The following is a 17,742-nucleotide window of genomic DNA, read 5'->3' on the forward strand; positions in this document are numbered from 1 at the left end:
ATCCACCACCTCCGGGAGCTTCAGCAAATAAAACTACTATTGCTATATCCGCAATAAAAGAGAAAAATTTTATCCTCCACCTCCAGGAGCTTCAGCAAATGAAAGCACTATTGCTCTATACGCAATAGAAGAAAAAATCTCATCCACCACCTCCAGAAGCTTCAGCAAATGAAACTACTATTTCTCTATTCGCAATAGAAGGAAAAATCTCATCCTCCACCTCCAGAAGCTTCAGCAAATGAAACTACTATTTCTCTATCCGCAATAGAAGGAAAAATCTCATCCTCCACCTCCAGAAGCTTCAGCAAATGAAACTACTATTTCTCTATCCGCAATAGAAGAAAAAATCTCATCCACCACCTCCAGGAGCTTCAGTAAATGAAACTACTATTGTTCTATCCGCAATAGAAGGAAAAAAAATCGCCACACCAAAGGATTTTCAGTTGCATCCTGACAAAACTAGGTTGCAAATCCCTAATTAAAAAATTCTAAATTCTAAATTCTAAATTCTAAATTCTAAAACCTACCGCCTCAATAGCAGCCTCCAGAGCGATCGCGACATGAGTCCAATGAGTCCCCCCCTGACAAAACACCACATAAGGTTCCCTCAAAGGACCATCCGCCGAAAATTCAGAAGTCGCCCCATCAATAAAAGTCCCACCCGCCATAACCAACTGACTTTCATATCCAGGCATCGGTGCAGGTACCGGGTCTAAATAAGACCCCACAGGCGAATATTGCTGAATAGCTCGACAAAAAGCAATTAACTTCTCCGGGGAACCCAACCTTATCCCCTGAATAACATCCCGTCGTTTTTCAAAAGGAAGAGGATTAACAGGATAACCCAACTTATCAAAAACATAAGCCGTCAAATGATTACCCTTCATCGCCTCCCCCACCATTTGAGGCGCCAAAAATAAACCCTGAAACAACAACCTATTCTGCTCAAAAGTCGCCCCACCACTACTACCAATACCAGGAGCAGTTAACCGACAAGCAGCAGCTTCCACCAAATCTTCCCTACCTGCCACATACCCACCAGCCGGAACTATAGTACCACCAGGATTTTTAATCAAAGACCCCGCCATCAAATCAGCTCCCACCACAAGAGGTTCCCGGTCCTCAATAAACTCCCCATAACAGTTATCCACAAAACAAACTGTCCGAGGATTTTGTTCCTTAACTATCTTGACAATTTTCTCAATATCTGCAATAGACAAACTAGCTCGCCAAGAATAACCACAAGAACGTTGAATCAAAGCCAGACGAGTTTTCTCAGTAATAGCAGACTCCAACCCTCGCCAATCTATTGCACCAGTCTCAGTTAACGGCAATTCCCGATAACTAACGCCAAAATCTTTCAGAGAACCTTGACCTTCCTCCCTCAGACCAATAACCTCCTCCAAAGTATCGTAAGGAGAACCCACCACAGACAACATTTCATCCCCTGGCCTAAGAGTGCCAAACAAAGCACAAGCGATCGCATGAGTTCCAGAAACAAATTGGACTCTTACCGCTGCTGCCTCAGCCCCCATAATCTGAGCAAAAACCTTGTCCAAAGTTTCCCGCCCTAAATCGTCATGGCCATAACCAGTAACCCCTGCAAAGTGATGGACACCTACCCGATGTTCGCGAAAAGCATCTATAACTCGTCTGAGATTTTGCTTGACTAAGCTATCAATATCAGAAAATATGGGAAATAGGTCTTGTTCTGCTGTTTGTAGATATTTAGTGCTGCTCATATTTAATTTAATTTGTTTGATTTGTGATATGCTAAACGAAGTGTAAATTTTTGTTAATACTCAAATTCACCATAAAATCTAAAATTACTTTTTCAACAAATAGTTAATTTTAGATATTGACGCTGTGCTTTTTTTTTTGAACAAAGTGTCATCAAAAAGCTATGACAATTTTGAAGTAAAAAAACTCAAAAAACAAAGCAGTGTTTTTCTCAATGTAAAAATAGTAATTTACTTTTTTTATTAATCAAATTTTCATAGTCAATTACTAAAACTTAGAGATTTTACTATATTTATTTAGTATATTTATAGTAGCTTGGTTTAAGAAAAATTATCCTGTATTATTAGTTAGGAATTTAAACTTAAACACTTAAAATACCTGGATTTTGGTATAAGAATATTCTTTAACTTTCTGCTTCCAATTAATAGATATAGATTAAGTAGTTATTACCGAAATATTTTCCATATCCTATACGAACATATAAACTTGCTTTGATTAAGCTAGCTCCCTTAGAGCTATTTAGTTATTAACTTAGAGATTTTCATGACAATTTCAACAACATCAGAAAAACTTTCCCTTGATTGGAGCATAATAGGCTTTATGGCATTTCTGCACATTGGAGCCTTATTTGCCCTATTTCCCAGTAACTTTAGTTGGACTGCAGTTGGCCTAGCCTTATTATTACATTGGATTACAGGTGGCCTCGGTATTACATTAGGCTTTCATCGTATGGTGACACACCGCAGCTTTAAAACTCCCAAGTGGCTAGAATACTTCTTAGTTTTTTGCGGTACACTTGCCTGTCAAGGTGGAGTTTGTGACTGGGTAGGTTTACATCGCATTCATCATCTACATTCAGATAATGAACAAGACCCCCATGACTCCCATCGTGGGTTTTGGTGGAGTCATATGGGTTGGATGCTTCATAATCTACCAATCAGATCGGAAGTTCCTCGCTATACCAAAGATATAGCAGACGATCCAGTTTATAAATTTCTGCAAAATAACTTTATTCCCATTCAGTTTGCTTTTGGCATTTTACTTTTCCTTATAGGAGGTTTACCTTTTGTAGTTTGGGGTATTTTTTTTAGAATAGTTGCTGTTTTTCACTGCACTTGGTTAGTTAATAGTGCCACTCATAAGTTTGGTTATCGTACTTATGATTCTGGTGATGCTTCTACTAACTGTTGGTGGGTAGCCGTATTAACTTATGGTGAAGGTTGGCACAATAACCATCATGCTTTTCAGTATTCTGCACGTCATGGTTTGCAATGGTGGGAAATTGATACGACTTGGATGATGATTCAATTATTACAAGTTTTTGGTTTAGCAACTGATGTGAAATTAGCAACCAAATAGCATAGCAGAAGGAAGAAAGAAGAAGTAAGAAGGAAAAGTCTTACGTTGTCTGAGTTTTAAACTTTTGAACTGTCAAACACCTTTCCTTCGACTGCTATACACCCTAAATTAATTTTTTCACCCTATATGAAAAGCATCATATAGGGTAATTTTTGTAAACATTTCCTCCGGAATGTTTACTTATTTTCTGCTTTAATATCTCATCTTTTTTCGTTTTGCTGCGCGATCTTAGGTCTCATTAATTAGTAATACAGCATATTCCATTTTAGTGAGGTACAACCATTGCGGACAAGATGCCTGGACTATAAACATTTAATTGTTAATATCTGTACTTTATATGCTTAGAATATGCTGTAAAAATACTCTTCTTCATTCTCTTGAAAATGTCTGAAATTTCCCACTATTCCCTGCTATCTACTCCCCTGCTCAATAAAATTAGTTGAAGCTTCAATTATTCAATAATTAACACAGAAATAATAACCTTTTCGATAATTATTAGTCAGTTCATGTTAATTACTTGGTGGTGGTGCATTGTAATGGTCGTGCATTGTAATTATTTTTGTTACGAGAACAGTGGGAGCATCTTGCTCCCATGACCAAATAATTAAGGTTTTAAGCCTCTCCTTTAAAGGAGAAACAAGAAAAAAATTTCCTTTGAGTCTTATCTTTTCTTTATTAAGGAGAGGTAATTATTAATTATTAATTATTGAAGGGTATTCCTTTTTCCTGTATATCATTACGCGAGCAGGACTACCAAATTACTGTTATGTTTACTGAAAAATTAAGGTTTAAAGTCTATCCTTAAAAGGAGAAAAAACAAAAAATTTTCCTTTGAGAAAATTCTCTTCTTTTCAAGGAGAGGTAATTATTAATTATTAATTATTAATTATTAATTGTTGAACACTTCCCTACTCAGGTCACCGTCTGTAAGCAAGCCAAACAATCAAGGCAGGAAGCATAGCCAAAACCACTGCCACCAGTGCCCAAATAATTATATTAGAGCCAGGAGAGTGTAAGGCCAGAGGCAGCCAAATCACTAATGGGACTAAAATCATTACTAGAGCTATTGGTAAATAATGTGCTCTCCAATTAGAATAGGCACGATTCCAATGTTTGCCTGTCCATCGCCAAGCTGGTTTGTAGGGATAGTGAGTGGAGAGTTGTTCAATAGTATCGCCACTTTCATTTACCACAAATATTTGCTGACAGCGATTACAGCCAAAGGCATCTGTCAGGGCTATTGCAATTAAGTGACCCCTACGCCGACATGGACAGGGGTAATCTCCATTCAAATCAATTTTCAGAGCTTTTTGAGGTCGCAAAGTAATCGTAGAACTGGCGTTGTTGACATTCTCTCCCGTTAAATCAAATATTATAATGGGAGATTCCCAAACCTCACGATTTAGGTTTACTGCTTGAATGGCACTTATCTAGACTGTTGCCAGCCCCTGACAGTACGCCTACACAGTCAATTTATTCTACGATCTGCCCGACCGCAGTGACACCTCGATGATGGGGTGCTTATTGTTTGCTTGGTGGCGATTCATCTCCCAGTATAATCTTCGATTTATCGGGAGTCCTCTCGCCCAATTTTTGATAGAGAAAAGACAATCTAATAATCAGCATAGGTATATTATCCCAATTCTAACTTATAGCAGAAGCAAGAGTAAATAAGGATCAAGGAAGAAGTTTTATTCTTGATATTTCATTGTTTTAACTATTTAATAGACAAACTTAGGCTCTATTAGATAAAAGTTTCAACTTCAATTAAGCGGGTAACGCGATTCGAACGCGCGACATCAACCTTGGCAAGGTTGCGCTCTACCACTGAGCTATACCCGCAGTTTTTAACTATAACTTTATCATTTCACAAATAATTTTATTTGTCAACCCCCTAGCAGATTTTTTCCGATCAAAAATTGTCGATCGCTTGGTTTATCAAAATAATTGGGTCGCGCAACCCCACCTTTTAAGGCGATCAGGTTTTTGGAGCCTTGCTCAAATCCCCGTTACAAAAATAACTTAAGTAGGGGCGAACGGCCGTTCGCCCCTACTGACTTCTGACTTCTGACTTCGTTAAGCTTCTGGAGATACATCAGATTCTACTAAATGGTTTGAAGTTATGGGTAAGGCTTGTGTTGTACCAGTAATACTACGATTATTAGATGAGGAATTTATACCACCTCTCATTTGACGCATCAAACTAGCCATTTCCAGAGCATTCATAGCATATTCCCAACCTTTATTGCTTTTAATGCCAGCTCTCTCTAGAGCTTGTTGCATAGTATCTGTAGTGACAATGCCAAAAATTACTGGTACTCCCGTCTGAAATGCTGCCGCGGCAATTCCTTTAGATACTTCAGCAGCTACATAATCAAAATGAGGAGTTTGGCCTTTAATTACAGCTCCCAAACAGATTACTGCATCGTAGCCACCGTTCATGGCCAATTGACGGGCGACTAGAGGAATCTCAAAACTACCAGGGACCCAAACATAATCTACTTGAGTACCCTCTGGGTTTGGATCTACACCATGGCGTTTTAAACAATCTTGACAACCCTCAATTAATTTACCAGTAATTAAGTCATTGAAGCGACCAATCACAATAGCAAAGCGTAAGGATTCAGTTTGAGTAAATGTTCCCTCGAAAACTGTCATATTAGAATTCTTTTTTTACTTAAATTTTTGAGATAAAAGCTAATAACTTTTAGTATAAATGTTTAGTTAAGAGTCAAGTAGTAACAAGCACTAACTTGCTATCTCTTGCCTCTTACACTATGTTTTTTCTGGGTATTGCCCAATAGAATTGTCTGATTCTATCAATCTCAAATCAAAATTGTTGGCCTAAACCACCAAAAAGTTCAAAACACCTACTGCAATTACCAGTGCTACCCACAAACCAGAACCAATAAAGATCAAAGGTTTGCCTTGACTCCAGATTTGAGGAGAAGCATAAGCAACAGGTACACCAACTACTAAAACAAAAGATAAGACTACTAATAGAAGTAGTACAAATTGAAACAAGAATGTTAACATCTTTTCTCCCGGTATAACAACAAACTCATCCTATAAAAAATTAGAATATCATAAGTTGTGCGATGGTAATCTTGAAGAAGGCATAAGGCATAAGGCAGAAGGCATAAGGCAGAAGGCGGGAGGGAAAATTGCTTATGGATAGTCTCCGACACGCCACTTCGTGTCTTAGCAACCCCAAACAATTTTCAGCATCCCTGTTGACGGTGGGGTATTAAAGCCACAAAAGAAAAGGTAATTTGAGTGGTGATTTTTTTGTACAGGTAGGTAGTAGAGGATTAGTTCTTAACAACTAGGTTTGGCGTAAAATTAATAAAAGCAAATTTATCAAATTTTTCATAATTTCTATACAGAGTCTTTTTTTGAGTAATAACTACTAAGATTTTATTGATTTTTAATTATTCAAATCTATCTGCCTTGAGTTAGATCGGCATAAATAATAATTTCTATGCCTAAAACTACTAATAGAATAAGTTCAAAAGCACAAAATATATAAATTACTAGAGAAAGATTTGTACCTAGAGACCAGAACGCAAATAAAGCTACTAAACCAGATAATACAAAAGTAATTTCATCAATAATTAACTGCTCTATTTTGCGTCTTCTTCTTCTTTCATCACTTCTATGAGCAATCTCCCAACCAAAGATAGATTCGATATCTGAATCATCTATTTGTGCTTTGATTTTTTCGGTGAGAGTCAATCGAATATATTTTCCAAGAGCAGAGATTTTTTCATCATTAACTAAATAAGTCCAACCGAGAATTAGGCAAACCCAAGGAATAACTAAGAGGGCATAAAAATTAGTTTTATTTGATAGAGCAAAAGAGAGAATTCCGCCAAATATTCCCAGTGTTAGATAAATTATTTGGTCTCGGAAGGCAATACGTTTGAGTTGTTCATCTTTCAATTTTTCATATTCTAGTAGAAAAACTTGAAGTATTGGTTTTTGGTCGTTCATAGAATTTTTTTTCTGTAATAAGTAATAAATAGGTAACAAAAGCAATTGAGCAGTATTTTAAATAAGTTAAAGTTGATTTAAGAGGAGTTCTTAAAAGTCACATTTGCTACATCTAAGTCCCCTAAATCCCCCAAAATTGGGGGACTAGAGCAAGCAAATTGACTCTTGTTCCCCCCAAAGTTGGCTTGCTCGGGGGGCAAAATTCAGTATCAAAAAACTTTTCAGAATTCCTCTAAAAGCAGTTTAATTTTCACACAGTAGGTTGGGTTGACGCTAAGGAAACCAAACAATAATACAGCAGATTCAACTTTGATAAAATATTCCTATAGCGAGCAAGATACCCGCACTACAAATATTTAATTTTTTGACTTACTAACCTAAAATTATTATCAGCGATCGCCAGAAGATAAAATTAATAATAAGCATTAGTAATTGACCTGTATTTGAAATGAGTTAAAGTTTATTGAAAAGCAGTTTAATTTTTACACATTTCAAAATAAATTAGCCATAATAGAAAGCAGTTCAATTACTAGGTAAAAGATATGGCTTGTGCGGTTATTTTAACAGCAATTCGTATCGAATATATGGCAGTACGCGCTCATCTTAGTGACTTGACGGAGGAGATGCACCCTAATGGGACAATTTATGAGAGGGGTAAATTTTCTATTGGTAGTCAAAAGTGGGAAGTGGTTATTGTCCAGACTGGTGCTGGAAATTTATCAGCAGCTATGGAAGCAGAGAGAGCGATCGCCTATTTTAATCCTGATGTAATTCTGTTTGTTGGGGTAGCTGGAGGAATTAAAGATGTCCAACTGGGAGATGTGGTAGCTGCTACTAAGGTTTATGGTTATGAGTCGGGAAAGGTGGCTGAGACTTTTAGACCAAGGCCGGATGTTGGTCTTTCAAATTATAATATGATTCAACTGGCAAAGGCTGAGGCTAAAAAAACTGATTGGTTGGCTAGATTTTCTGATTCAGCTAAACCTAATGTATTTGTTGCTCCTATTGCTGCGGGAGAAAAGGTAGTTGCTAATAAAAAATCAGATTTATTTGAGTTTCTTCAGCAAAGTTATGGTGATGCTTTAGCTGTGGAAATGGAAGGTCGTGGTATTTTGCAAGCTGCTCATGCTAATCAACAGGTTTCGGCGTTAATTATTCGGGGTATTTCTGATTTAATTGATGGTAAAAGTAGGGCGGATAAAGAAGGTTTTCAAGAAGTAGCTGTTCGTCATGCAAGTGCTTTTGCATTTCAGGTTTTATCAAAGCTTAGAGTTGGGCAAGAAAACAATTCAAATTCTGCTAATAATTCTCTAGAAAAGGAACCAAGAACTCCTAACTTTTTTGCTTATGATGATGCTTGGGTTGGTCGTGAAAGTCTAATTAATGAATTAACAAATAAAGTTAAAGGTTCATGTCGTTTATTGATTTTAGTAGGGATTACAGGAATAGGGAAAACGGCTTTAGGAGAAAGATTAGCAGTTGAATTAGAAGGCTGGTTTTATGATTGGAATTATTATCTACAAGAGAATTTTGATAATGAAGAACAAACATCTGATTTTGGTAGTGTCGCAGCTAGATTATTAGAAAAATCTGGTGAAGTAGTGACACCAGATGACCGTAAAGATGCTCAAATGTTAATGGATCGTTTGGTAAGGCATTTACAAGAGAATCGTTATTTAATTCAAATTGATTCTTTAGAAAACATTTTGCAGGGAAATGAAGAGGAAGGATGGAATGATTTTATAGATGAATGGTGGGTGAAATTTATTAAAGCTTGGTTGAGTTTTGATACTTGTGAAAGTTGTCTGATTTTAACCTCCCAAGATTTACCAGCACAAATTCCTTCTGTAGGTACTCGTTCTCAAAATTTTTGGTTATGTCAACCTTTAAGTGGTTTAGAAGAATTGGAACAGTTAGCCTTGTTTAATAAAACAGGATTGGATGTTAGTCCAGAAGCAGAAGGAAAACCTTATTTAGAAAGAATTGGACGAGCTTATGAAGGTCATCCTTTAGCTTTACGGATAATAGCTGGTGAAATTGTGAATCCTCCTTTTAATAGGAATGTTTTAGGATATTGGAATAAGTATGGAAAAGAAGTTGAAGAGGTAGAAAAAGCAATTGAGGAAGCAAAAACGAAGGAAATAATAGCATCGAAAGATGACCAGTATAATTTACACAAATTTACTAAAAATTTACGCAGAAATGTTGAACTTCGTTTAGAAAAGGCATTTAATCGTTTAGAAGAAGGAGTACATGATGCTTATTTATTGTTGTGTGAATCTTCTGTTTATCGCTGTGAAGTACCAGAGGATTTCTGGTTAAGTCATTTGGAAGATTGCGATATTGATAAAGATATGTGGCAAATGGCTTTAGATGCTTTGAAAGATAGATATTTAGTTGAGGAAAGAGTTGATGAAAATAATGAATATTTAGTAAGGCAACACAATTTAATTCGTGGAGTATCTTCGGAAAGGTTAAAAAAATTAGATGAGGAAGATGAATAGCTTAAAAACTTCTAATGAATCTGTTCTTCGGCCACCAAATTTTACAATTCAAATAAAACAGTTAATATCCGAGATTGATAGTGTTTTACTGAGGCACAATAATTATAATTTTTCTCGTTGGAAAAAAGCTCATTACAAAGCAGTTAAAAACTGGTTGTTAAAATATAAACCACCAGAAAATAATCCATCAAATTTAGCAATAATAACGGGATATATAGAAGCTTTATATCATTTATGTAAAGTTGAAGATTGGGATAAAGTAAAAAAAATATTATCTATGAATGTCGATAATAATTTCCCCGATTATCAATTTCATAATCAACTAGGAATTTGGGGACTATATAAACAACAGATTAGTATTTATTGCAGTTTGCTGGAAAAAATAGATTATCAATGGGATTGTAGATTTTTAGAGGGTCTTGGTAATGCTTATGATGCTTTAGGAAACCATGAAAAAGCGATTGATTATCGTCAGCAATGGAGGCAAATTGCACAGAACATTGGAGATAAAAAAGAAGAAGGAAAAGCACTATGTAATTTAGGTATTAGTGATTCTTTTTCGGGTGATTTAGTTTTAGCTGCCTTTAATGTTGATAAAGATAACTTAAGATCTATCAAGCCTATGTGGAAAAGAAGCAATTATACAGCCATTGTTAACTGGCTAACGAAATATTCAGTTAATTCAAATTCTTCTAATTTAGAGAAATTAAAAGGATTCATAGAGACTTTTTTTCATTTTTGTGGAGTGGAATCATGGTTAGAAGCAAAAGAAATTCTTCTAATTCGCTTAGATACACCTACGAATGAAGAATTACACCAACAATTGCAAACCTGGGGCTATTATAGAGAGGCAATGGATTTATATTTCAAGCTTTTCGGAAAATTAGATTCTTGGTGGGAAGCAATTACTTTAACAGGTATTGGTAAAGTCTATATTGCTACTGGGGATTTTTATAAAGCTATTGACTATCTTCAAAAGAGTCTAGCTATTAGTAAAAATATAGGAGCTATACAAACAGAGATAAATGTATTAAATAATTTAGGAAAAACGTACCGCTTTCTAGAAAATAATTATGCTGCAATTCAAGCTAATATTGAGAGTTTAAGAATCGCAAAGAACACTGGAAATCGAATTAATGAAAGTTTAGTAATGAGTGATTTAGGTGTCACTTATGTTGCTATTAAAGATAATAAAAAGGCACTTTACTATCTTCAAAAAAGTTTAGATATTGCACGTTAAACTGATAACAAACTAGGACAAGTAAGTGCATTAGAAGGTTTAGGTATTTTCTATCTCCAAGAAAATGATTATGACCATGTAGTTGAATATTCTCAACAACAATTAGCTGTTAGTCGTGAGATTGAGTATCGTAAAAGTGAGGCAACTGCTCTTCGTAATTTAGGTGAAGCTCAAATCAACTCTTTGGAGCATTTGAAAGCCTCTAATTATTTAGAAGAATCTCTAGGAATTTTTCAAGAAATTAGCGATAGGTATAATGAAGCTATTTGTATTTATTCCCTAGGTCAAAAATACTATAAATATGGGTACGTTGAAAAAGCAGAATTTTTTCTTACACAAGCTTTATATTTGTCAAGAAGTCTCAATCTTCCTTTAGAAAAAAACTGTTTAGAATTACTAAAATTAATCAAATGAATAATCAGGAAAAACTAGATACTCAAAAAAAAATTGCTTCTAAAAATCTTAATGTGATACCTTCGAGTGAGTCAATTTTGGAAAAAATTGGTATTGATTTAACTCAAATAAAGTCAATTAAACCCCGTAGTAAAAGGAGTCAGTACCGAGCAATTATAAATTGGCTAACGAAATATAAACCTAATCCAGAGGGTTCTAATTTAGAGAAAGTTAAAGGTTTGTTAGAGACATTTTTTCATTTGTGTGGAGTAGAAGACTGGGAAAGAGCTAATAAAATTACTGGGATTAAATGTAATACTCCTACCCATGATGAGTTACATATTCAATTAGCCACTTGGGGCTACTTTTCGGAAAGAATTAAATTGGAAAGCCAACTTTTAGGTAAGTTAAATGCTGAAATTGATGGTATTTGTTTAAGTGGTTTGGGTAATGCTCACTATTTTTTAGGAGAATACGAAAAAGCTATTGAATATCATCAGCAACATTTAACAATTGCTCAAGAAAGAGGCGATCGCTTTCAAGAGGGAACAGCATCAGGAAGTTTAGGTAATGTTAACTACTCTTTGGGAAAATACGAAAAAGCTATTGAATATCACCAAAAACATTTAGCAATTGCTCAAGAAAGAAGCGATCGCTTAGGTCAAGGAAGAGCATTTTCTAACTTGGGGAGTGTTTATCATTCTATGGGAAAATACCAAGAAGCTATTGATTCTTATCAGCAACATTTAACTATTATAAAAGAAAATGAAGACCCTCTGGGAGTGGGAAGAGCTTTAGGAGGTTTAGCTACAGCTTACAAATCTTTAGGAGAATATCAGAAAGCTATTGAATATCATCAACAACAGTTAGCAATTGCAAGAGAGATAGAAGACCGTGGTAACGAAGGGATGGCGCTAGGAGGTTTAGGAGTTGTCTATACCTTATCAGGAAAATATAAAAAAGCGATTGACTATCACAAGCAACACTTAGATATTGTTAAGGAAATGAAACAGCGCAGTAGGGAAGGCTTACCATTGACAAATCTAGGTGCTACTTATTATTCAATGGGAGATTATGAGCAAGCAATTAACTACTATAACCTCAGTTTAGGTGTTGCACGTTCTGTTGGTAGTCTAGCTGAAGAGGGTCATAGTTTGGGAAATTTAGCTAATGCTTATAATGCTCTGGGAAAATATAATCAGGCACTTGATTACTACCACCAAGGTTTGAATATTGCACAGAAAATTAACGATCGAGTTAATAAAGGAATGATATTGAAGAATTTAGGAACTATTTATTATTCTCAAAGAAATTACAACCAAGCAATTAGTTGTTACCAGAAAGCTTTAAATATTGCTAAACAAACAGGTAATTTATCAAATATAGGAGTAGCATCTGGAAGTTTAGGTAATGTTTTTCATCGCTTGGGTAACTATGACTTAGCTCTGGAGTACCACCAGCAGCATTTGAGTATTGCAAAACAAATTGGAAGTCCTAACAGTCAAGCTGCGGCAATGGGAAATTTAGGAAATGTTTACTTTGCTCTCAAAGATTACCACAAAGCATTAGATTACCATCGTCAACAGTTGCAAATTGCTGAAAAAATTGATGCTGTTGCGATGAAAGCAACTGCTTTATGTAATTTAGGTGCTACTTTGATGGAACTTAATCAAAATATAGAAGCACTCGAACCTTTACAACAAGCATTAGATATTTATCGCCAAATTGGTAGTCGTCCCGAAGAAGTTATAACTCTTTATAATTTAGCCGAACTTTATCATAAGTTAAACGATGATAAGTTGGCACATGATTTTTATAAGCAAGGTTTATCTATTGCTCAGGAGTTAGAAATTTTTCTAAAAGAGAGCCAGGAGTTAAAAGAAAAATTGTTCAATACTTACCTCCAAGAAATAGATGAAAAAGATACCCGTTATTTAATGAAATTACCATTAGAAGAAAGACGAAAAATTTTGGCAAAGCAAGCCGAAAAAATGTTGGAATATTATCAGCAAGATACAGAATGGCAAGATTTACAAACTTGGGATGAATTATATGAGGAATGATAATTTACCCAAGCGGGGAGATATTTGGCTAACAAATTTCGACCCAACTATTGGAGCATAAATTAGAAAGATTCGTCCGGCGATTATCATTAGTTCCGATGGTATTGGTAGATTACCAATTAAGTTAATTGCACCTATTACTGATTGGAAAAATTATTTTAATAATGATAGTTGGCACATTAAAATTGAACCGGATTTAGAAAATAATTTAAGCAAAGTTTCTACTGTTGATTTATTGCAAATAAGAGGAATGGATTTGCAAAGGTTAGTTAAGAAAATAGGTGTTTGTTCTAGTGAAGTTATGGATAAAATATCAGCTGGTATTGCTTTACTTGTAGAGTACGAAGGTTAAATTATTCTATATCTAAAAATTCAATCCCATCGACTACCTCAGTGTTAGGGTCGCTTATCCGTTAGGATAAACCCAAAACGCGCTTTATTTTGGTAAAGTTGGGTTTTTCCGTTGGAAATGCTCCGCAAACGTTCCTTAACCGAATCTACGCTTGCTCTGTGTTTTCTGAAGTTTCAAAATTAACTCCTTCGTATAAAACCTCAATAGCTGAAGTAAATTCAATACTCTCTAATGTAATAGACTCACCTTCTGTATACCCACAATAATTCCAAATTTTTCCCTCTCCACGTTGATAAATTTCTACAGATATTGATTCTGAATCTACTAAAACATATTCTTGCAAACTAGGAAATTGACGATAATATTTCAACTTATCGCCGCGATCGTATTTTTGCGTACTAGGGGAAAGCACCTCAACAATGACTGTAGGATGTTTAATAAAGTCACGAGATTTTAAATCTTCAGTATTACAAGTCACTACTAGATCGGGATAAAAATAACGATTATTTTTACTATCCTGAACTTTCACATCCGAAACATAAGCTTCACAACCTCTTTTACTCAAATGAGGTCTTAAAGCTGTATATAAATTGAGGTAAATTTTAGTATGAGGAATAGTTCCTCCAGTCATAGCTAAAATTTCACCGTCTACATATTCATGGCGAAATTCCTGTTTAGCTTCCCATTCTAGATATTCTTCTGGGCTAATTTTTTGATAATCTTGGGGTTGAGCAATCATAAGTTTTTTATTATTCTAATATTTTATTATACCAGACTTTCGAGATAGATTCACAACTTTCATGCCACTTTCCGCTTGCTTCTTTTGTAAATCAGCAAATATGGCTTCCAAATCGTGGTTGAATGAACGAGAATATTCTTGACGAATTCTGTGAATTTCTTCAACAATCTCATCCTGATACATAATAGACATCTCCAGAAAAGAGGGAACAGGGAACAGGGAATAGGGAACCCACCCCTAACCCCTCCCAGGAGGGGAATAATTGACAATTTATGGATAATAATTGATTTTATTTTTAATTTCCACTAGGTGTCTAATAGACATCTCCAATAATAATAAAGTAGAATGCTATATTTAGTACCCAATCTTAAATTAAAACTTCTAACTTCTTACTTCTGACTTCCCATAAAATCTTACTTTTGATTTTTGACTTTTGACTTTTGACTTAATTTGACTTCCCCAAAATGAACATAATTTTATGCCACACAACTGCAGACTTCGACGCCCTCGGTGCCGCTGTCGGACTAACCCACCTCCACCCAGGTAGTCGCCTCGTAATAACTGGCGGTTGTCACCCCAGCGTCAAACAATTCCTCGCTCTCCATCGAGACGAATTTGCCATCATCGAACGCCGCTCCGTCAACCCAAAACAAATCCGGTCTATATTTATCGTAGATACTCAAACACGCTCCCGACTCGGAAAAACTGCCCAATGGTTAGACTTACCCCACTTATCAGAAATTATCATCTACGACCATCACTGTGAAACTCAAACCGATATTCCAGCTACCCAAACTTATATAGAAGCAGTGGGAGCAACCACAACTCTCATCACAGAAAAACTCCAGACTCTCCAAAATAAACCCACCCCTATCTTAACTCCAGCAGAAGCAACAATTATGGCCTTAGGTATCCACGCAGATACTGGTTCCCTGACCTTCGACCATACAACACCAAGAGATGCAGCAGCTTTAGCATGGTTAATGCAGCAAGGGGCAAATTTACCAGCGATCGCCGAATATATTCAACCCGGTTTGTCACCACAACTGCAAGATTTATTGAAAATAGCTCTGGAAAATATCCAACGCTCCACCGTGAGAAATTATCAAATAGGGTCGATACTATTACACACAGATGAATATGTTCCCGGTTTATCCAGTTTAGCTTCTAGTTTAATAGACCTCACAGAAATAGACACTCTCCTTCTAGGTCATACCCACCCCCTCAAAGACACAACAGAAAAAAGCTTAAGTATTATCGGGCGATCGCGTATTTCAGATACTAACCTCAGCGAACTATTACAACCCCTCGGTGGTGGAGGTCATCAACGAGCAGCAGCAGTTAGTCTCCGAGACAGTAACCCTGAAGCAACCCTGGACAAACTCGTAGACCAACTCAAAAATCAAATTCCTCAACCACCAACCGCCAGAGATTTGATGTCATCTCCAGTTCGCACTATTCCTCCTGAGACATCTATAGAAGAAGCTCACCGCATACTATTACGTTACGGTCATTCAGGTTTATCAGTAGTAGACTCATCTGGGAAATTAGTAGGAATTATTTCTCGGCGAGATATTGACATCGCCCTCCACCATGGTTTTCGTCATGCTCCAGTCAAAGGTTACATGACTCCCCAACTCAAAACTATTTCTCCAGAAACCACTCTCCCAGAAATTGAAGAATTGATGGTTACTTATGATATTGGGCGATTGCCAGTGTTGGAAAATAACCGTTTAGTCGGAATAGTCACCCGCACTGATGTTTTACGAGAATTGCATCAACAACAACCCCTGCAAAATATACAACTTGGTTGCATACCTGGTGAAACTTGTAAATCAGTTGCCGAACTTTTACAAGAACGTCTTGCACCTCAACTTTGGCAACTACTCACCTGTGTTGCTGAGTTGGCAGAAAAACAAGGTTGGCAACTATATCTAATTGGTGGAGGGGTGCGAGATTTATTATTATCAAAATTTGATGAGACTCTACTATTAACAGATATAGATTTAGTTGTAGATGGTTGTCACTCCGAGTCAGCAGAAAAAGCTCCAGCGGTGGAGTTGGCAAAAGCACTGCAAAAAATTTACCCCACAGCACGTTTGGAAGTTCACGGTCAATTTCAAACTGCTGCCCTACTTTGGCACAATGACCTGGTGTTAGAGTCCCTGTGGATAGATATTGCTACTGCTCGCACAGAATTTTATCCTTATCCAGCAGCTAACCCAGAAGTTGAAGCAAGTTCAATTCGTCAAGACTTGTATCGCCGAGATTTTACTATTAATGCTTTGGCAGCACGACTGACTGAACCTCGTGCTGGAGAATTGCTTGATTTTTTTGGTGGGGTGTCAGACTTGCAGGGGAAACAGATGCGGGTGTTACACGCTAATAGTTTTATTGAGGACCCCACTCGCATTTATCGTGCGGTGCGGTTTGCTGTGAGATTGGGGTTTGAAATTGAGGCAAAAACAGAAGAGTATATTCGTTACGCTATTAATAGTGGGGTTTATGACCGGGAAAATATTGGGAAGACGGAAAAAAATAGAAGGGTGCCTGCTTTGGAAACTCGACTCAAAAGTGAGTTGAAATATATTCTGCAAGCTAATTATTGGAAACCTGCTTTAAAGTTATTGGGAAGTTTGGGGGCGTTACGTTGTCTGCATCCAACTATGGAGTTAGACCGGAAATTGTGGCAGCAGGTATGTTTGATGGATAGGTGTCTGCAACGTTTTGATGCCCAGAAAAGTTTATATCACTGGCAAATGCGGTTGGAGGTTTTGATTGCTTATTTGGAGTCTGAATACCGGGGTTTGGTAGGGAAAAATTTGCAGTTGCCTGTGGATAGTGTGAAGCGACTGGAGCAGTTGGAGTTGGCGAAGGGTAAGGTGATGGAGAGTTTGCCAGAATGCAATAGTCCGAGTCAGGTGGTGTGGTTGTTGAGGGAGTACGACTTGCCGATGTTGATTTTGATTGCGGTACAATGCGAGCGTTGGGTGCGACGTAAGGTTTGGCAATATTTGATTCAGTGGGCAAATGTTAAACCTATTTTGAATGGAAATGACTTGAAGGCGATGGGTTATAAACCGGGACGTGAGTTTAAGTTGATATTGGACGATCTTTTGACTGCAACTTTGGATGGGGTGGTGAGCGATCGCTCTGATGCTGAGAAGTTTTTAGCTAGGTATTATCCTCTTCGGTAGCATCAGTGTAATTTAGATGGAGAGATGGGGAGTGTGGGGAGATGGAGAGATGGGGAGTGTGGGGAGTGTGGGGAGATGGGGAGTGTGGGGAGATGGGGAGATGGGGAGATGGGGAGATGGGGAGATGGGGAGATGGGGAGATGGGGAGATGGGGAGTGTGGG

At 36.8% G+C, this 17,742-nt stretch carries 14 protein-coding genes and 1 tRNA gene; 7 read left to right on the plus strand and 8 right to left on the minus strand.

Annotation, left to right across the window (positions count from 1 at the left end; all coding sequences use genetic code 11):
• Positions 1-509: 509 nt before the first annotated feature.
• Positions 510-1,742, minus strand: a complete 1,233-nt coding sequence (locus F6K23_RS32595) for a methionine gamma-lyase family protein (RefSeq protein WP_293163952.1) — start codon at positions 1,740-1,742, stop codon at positions 510-512.
• Positions 1,743-2,283: 541 nt separating this feature from the next.
• Between F6K23_RS32595 and F6K23_RS32600 the strand changes: the two genes are divergently transcribed.
• The gene (locus F6K23_RS32600) at positions 2,284-3,099 is read left to right on the plus strand and encodes an acyl-CoA desaturase (protein WP_293163955.1); all 816 of its coding nucleotides are present in this window, start codon (positions 2,284-2,286) and stop codon (positions 3,097-3,099) included.
• A 917-nt stretch (positions 3,100-4,016) separates the two neighbouring features.
• Here the strand turns inward: F6K23_RS32600 and F6K23_RS32605 are convergent.
• The 5 genes from F6K23_RS32605 to F6K23_RS32625 form a co-directional block, all read right to left on the minus strand.
• Complete coding sequence (locus tag F6K23_RS32605; protein WP_293056259.1) at positions 4,017-4,421, minus strand: hypothetical protein; 405 nt, start codon at positions 4,419-4,421, stop codon at positions 4,017-4,019.
• A gap of 448 nt (positions 4,422-4,869) precedes the next feature.
• Positions 4,870-4,941: transfer RNA gene (locus F6K23_RS32610), tRNA-Gly, on the minus strand.
• A 234-nt stretch (positions 4,942-5,175) separates the two neighbouring features.
• Positions 5,176-5,757, minus strand: coding sequence for a 6,7-dimethyl-8-ribityllumazine synthase (gene ribH / locus F6K23_RS32615; protein WP_293163958.1), 582 nt, complete (start codon positions 5,755-5,757; stop codon positions 5,176-5,178).
• A 186-nt stretch (positions 5,758-5,943) separates the two neighbouring features.
• Positions 5,944-6,135, minus strand: a complete 192-nt coding sequence (gene psbZ / locus F6K23_RS32620; protein ID WP_293056255.1) for a photosystem II reaction center protein PsbZ — start codon at positions 6,133-6,135, stop codon at positions 5,944-5,946.
• 405 nt (positions 6,136-6,540) lie between these two features.
• A complete protein-coding gene (locus F6K23_RS32625; RefSeq protein WP_293163961.1) occupies positions 6,541-7,092 on the minus strand; it encodes a hypothetical protein in 552 nt (183 codons plus the stop codon).
• Positions 7,093-7,634: 542 nt separating this feature from the next.
• Here F6K23_RS32625 and F6K23_RS32630 point away from each other — a divergent pair.
• The 5 genes from F6K23_RS32630 (at position 7,635) to F6K23_RS42390 (ending at position 13,644) form a co-directional block, all read left to right on the plus strand.
• Positions 7,635-9,596 (plus strand): phosphorylase, encoded by a 1,962-nt coding sequence (locus tag F6K23_RS32630; protein WP_293163964.1) that lies wholly within the window; start codon positions 7,635-7,637, stop codon positions 9,594-9,596.
• Entirely contained in the window at positions 9,589-10,836 is a 1,248-nt protein-coding gene (locus F6K23_RS32635) for a tetratricopeptide repeat protein (RefSeq protein WP_293163967.1), read from the plus strand. Before F6K23_RS32630 ends, F6K23_RS32635 begins: the two co-directional genes overlap by 8 nt.
• 192 nt (positions 10,837-11,028) lie before the next feature.
• Positions 11,029-11,250 carry a hypothetical protein gene (locus tag F6K23_RS32640; RefSeq protein ID WP_293163970.1) on the plus strand — a complete coding sequence of 74 codons (222 nt, stop codon included), beginning with the start codon at positions 11,029-11,031 and terminating at the stop codon, positions 11,248-11,250.
• On the plus strand, positions 11,247-13,292 hold the full coding sequence (locus F6K23_RS32645) for a tetratricopeptide repeat protein (RefSeq protein ID WP_293163973.1): 2,046 nt from the start codon (positions 11,247-11,249) through the stop codon (positions 13,290-13,292). The genes F6K23_RS32640 and F6K23_RS32645 overlap by 4 nt, the downstream gene beginning before the upstream one ends.
• 118 nt (positions 13,293-13,410) lie before the next feature.
• Positions 13,411-13,644, plus strand: coding sequence for a type II toxin-antitoxin system PemK/MazF family toxin (locus F6K23_RS42390; RefSeq protein ID WP_375340810.1), 234 nt, complete (start codon positions 13,411-13,413; stop codon positions 13,642-13,644).
• Between the two features lie 145 nt (positions 13,645-13,789).
• Here F6K23_RS42390 and F6K23_RS32650 read toward each other — a convergent pair whose 3' ends face one another.
• Both F6K23_RS32650 and F6K23_RS32655 read right to left on the minus strand, forming a co-directional pair.
• Positions 13,790-14,383, minus strand: coding sequence for a Uma2 family endonuclease (locus F6K23_RS32650; RefSeq protein WP_293163975.1), 594 nt, complete (start codon positions 14,381-14,383; stop codon positions 13,790-13,792).
• Positions 14,384-14,398: 15 nt separating this feature from the next.
• Positions 14,399-14,566 carry a hypothetical protein gene (locus F6K23_RS32655; RefSeq protein WP_293163978.1) on the minus strand — a complete coding sequence of 56 codons (168 nt, stop codon included), beginning with the start codon at positions 14,564-14,566 and terminating at the stop codon, positions 14,399-14,401.
• Positions 14,567-14,847: 281 nt separating this feature from the next.
• Between F6K23_RS32655 and F6K23_RS32660 the strand changes: the two genes are divergently transcribed.
• Positions 14,848-17,580 carry a CBS domain-containing protein gene (locus F6K23_RS32660; protein ID WP_293163980.1) on the plus strand — a complete coding sequence of 911 codons (2,733 nt, stop codon included), beginning with the start codon at positions 14,848-14,850 and terminating at the stop codon, positions 17,578-17,580.
• Positions 17,581-17,742: the final 162 nt, after the last annotated feature.

The sequence above is a fragment of the Okeania sp. SIO2C9 genome, from assembly GCF_010672455.1.
Lineage (GTDB): Bacteria > Cyanobacteriota > Cyanobacteriia > Cyanobacteriales > Microcoleaceae > Okeania.

Coding starts and splice junctions, on each gene's coding strand:
- F6K23_RS32660 (WP_293163980.1), top strand. CDS start 14,848: ATGAACATAATTTTATGCCACACAACTGCAGACTTCGACGCCCTCGGT.
- ribH (WP_293163958.1), bottom strand. CDS start 5,757: ATGACAGTTTTCGAGGGAACATTTACTCAAACTGAATCCTTACGCTTT.
- F6K23_RS32600 (WP_293163955.1), top strand. CDS start 2,284: ATGACAATTTCAACAACATCAGAAAAACTTTCCCTTGATTGGAGCATA.
- F6K23_RS32635 (WP_293163967.1), top strand. CDS start 9,589: ATGAATAGCTTAAAAACTTCTAATGAATCTGTTCTTCGGCCACCAAAT.
- F6K23_RS32625 (WP_293163961.1), bottom strand. CDS start 7,092: ATGAACGACCAAAAACCAATACTTCAAGTTTTTCTACTAGAATATGAA.
- F6K23_RS32655 (WP_293163978.1), bottom strand. CDS start 14,566: ATGTATCAGGATGAGATTGTTGAAGAAATTCACAGAATTCGTCAAGAA.
- F6K23_RS32650 (WP_293163975.1), bottom strand. CDS start 14,383: ATGATTGCTCAACCCCAAGATTATCAAAAAATTAGCCCAGAAGAATAT.
- F6K23_RS32595 (WP_293163952.1), bottom strand. CDS start 1,742: ATGAGCAGCACTAAATATCTACAAACAGCAGAACAAGACCTATTTCCC.
- F6K23_RS32645 (WP_293163973.1), top strand. CDS start 11,247: ATGAATAATCAGGAAAAACTAGATACTCAAAAAAAAATTGCTTCTAAA.
- psbZ (WP_293056255.1), bottom strand. CDS start 6,135: ATGTTAACATTCTTGTTTCAATTTGTACTACTTCTATTAGTAGTCTTA.
- F6K23_RS32630 (WP_293163964.1), top strand. CDS start 7,635: ATGGCTTGTGCGGTTATTTTAACAGCAATTCGTATCGAATATATGGCA.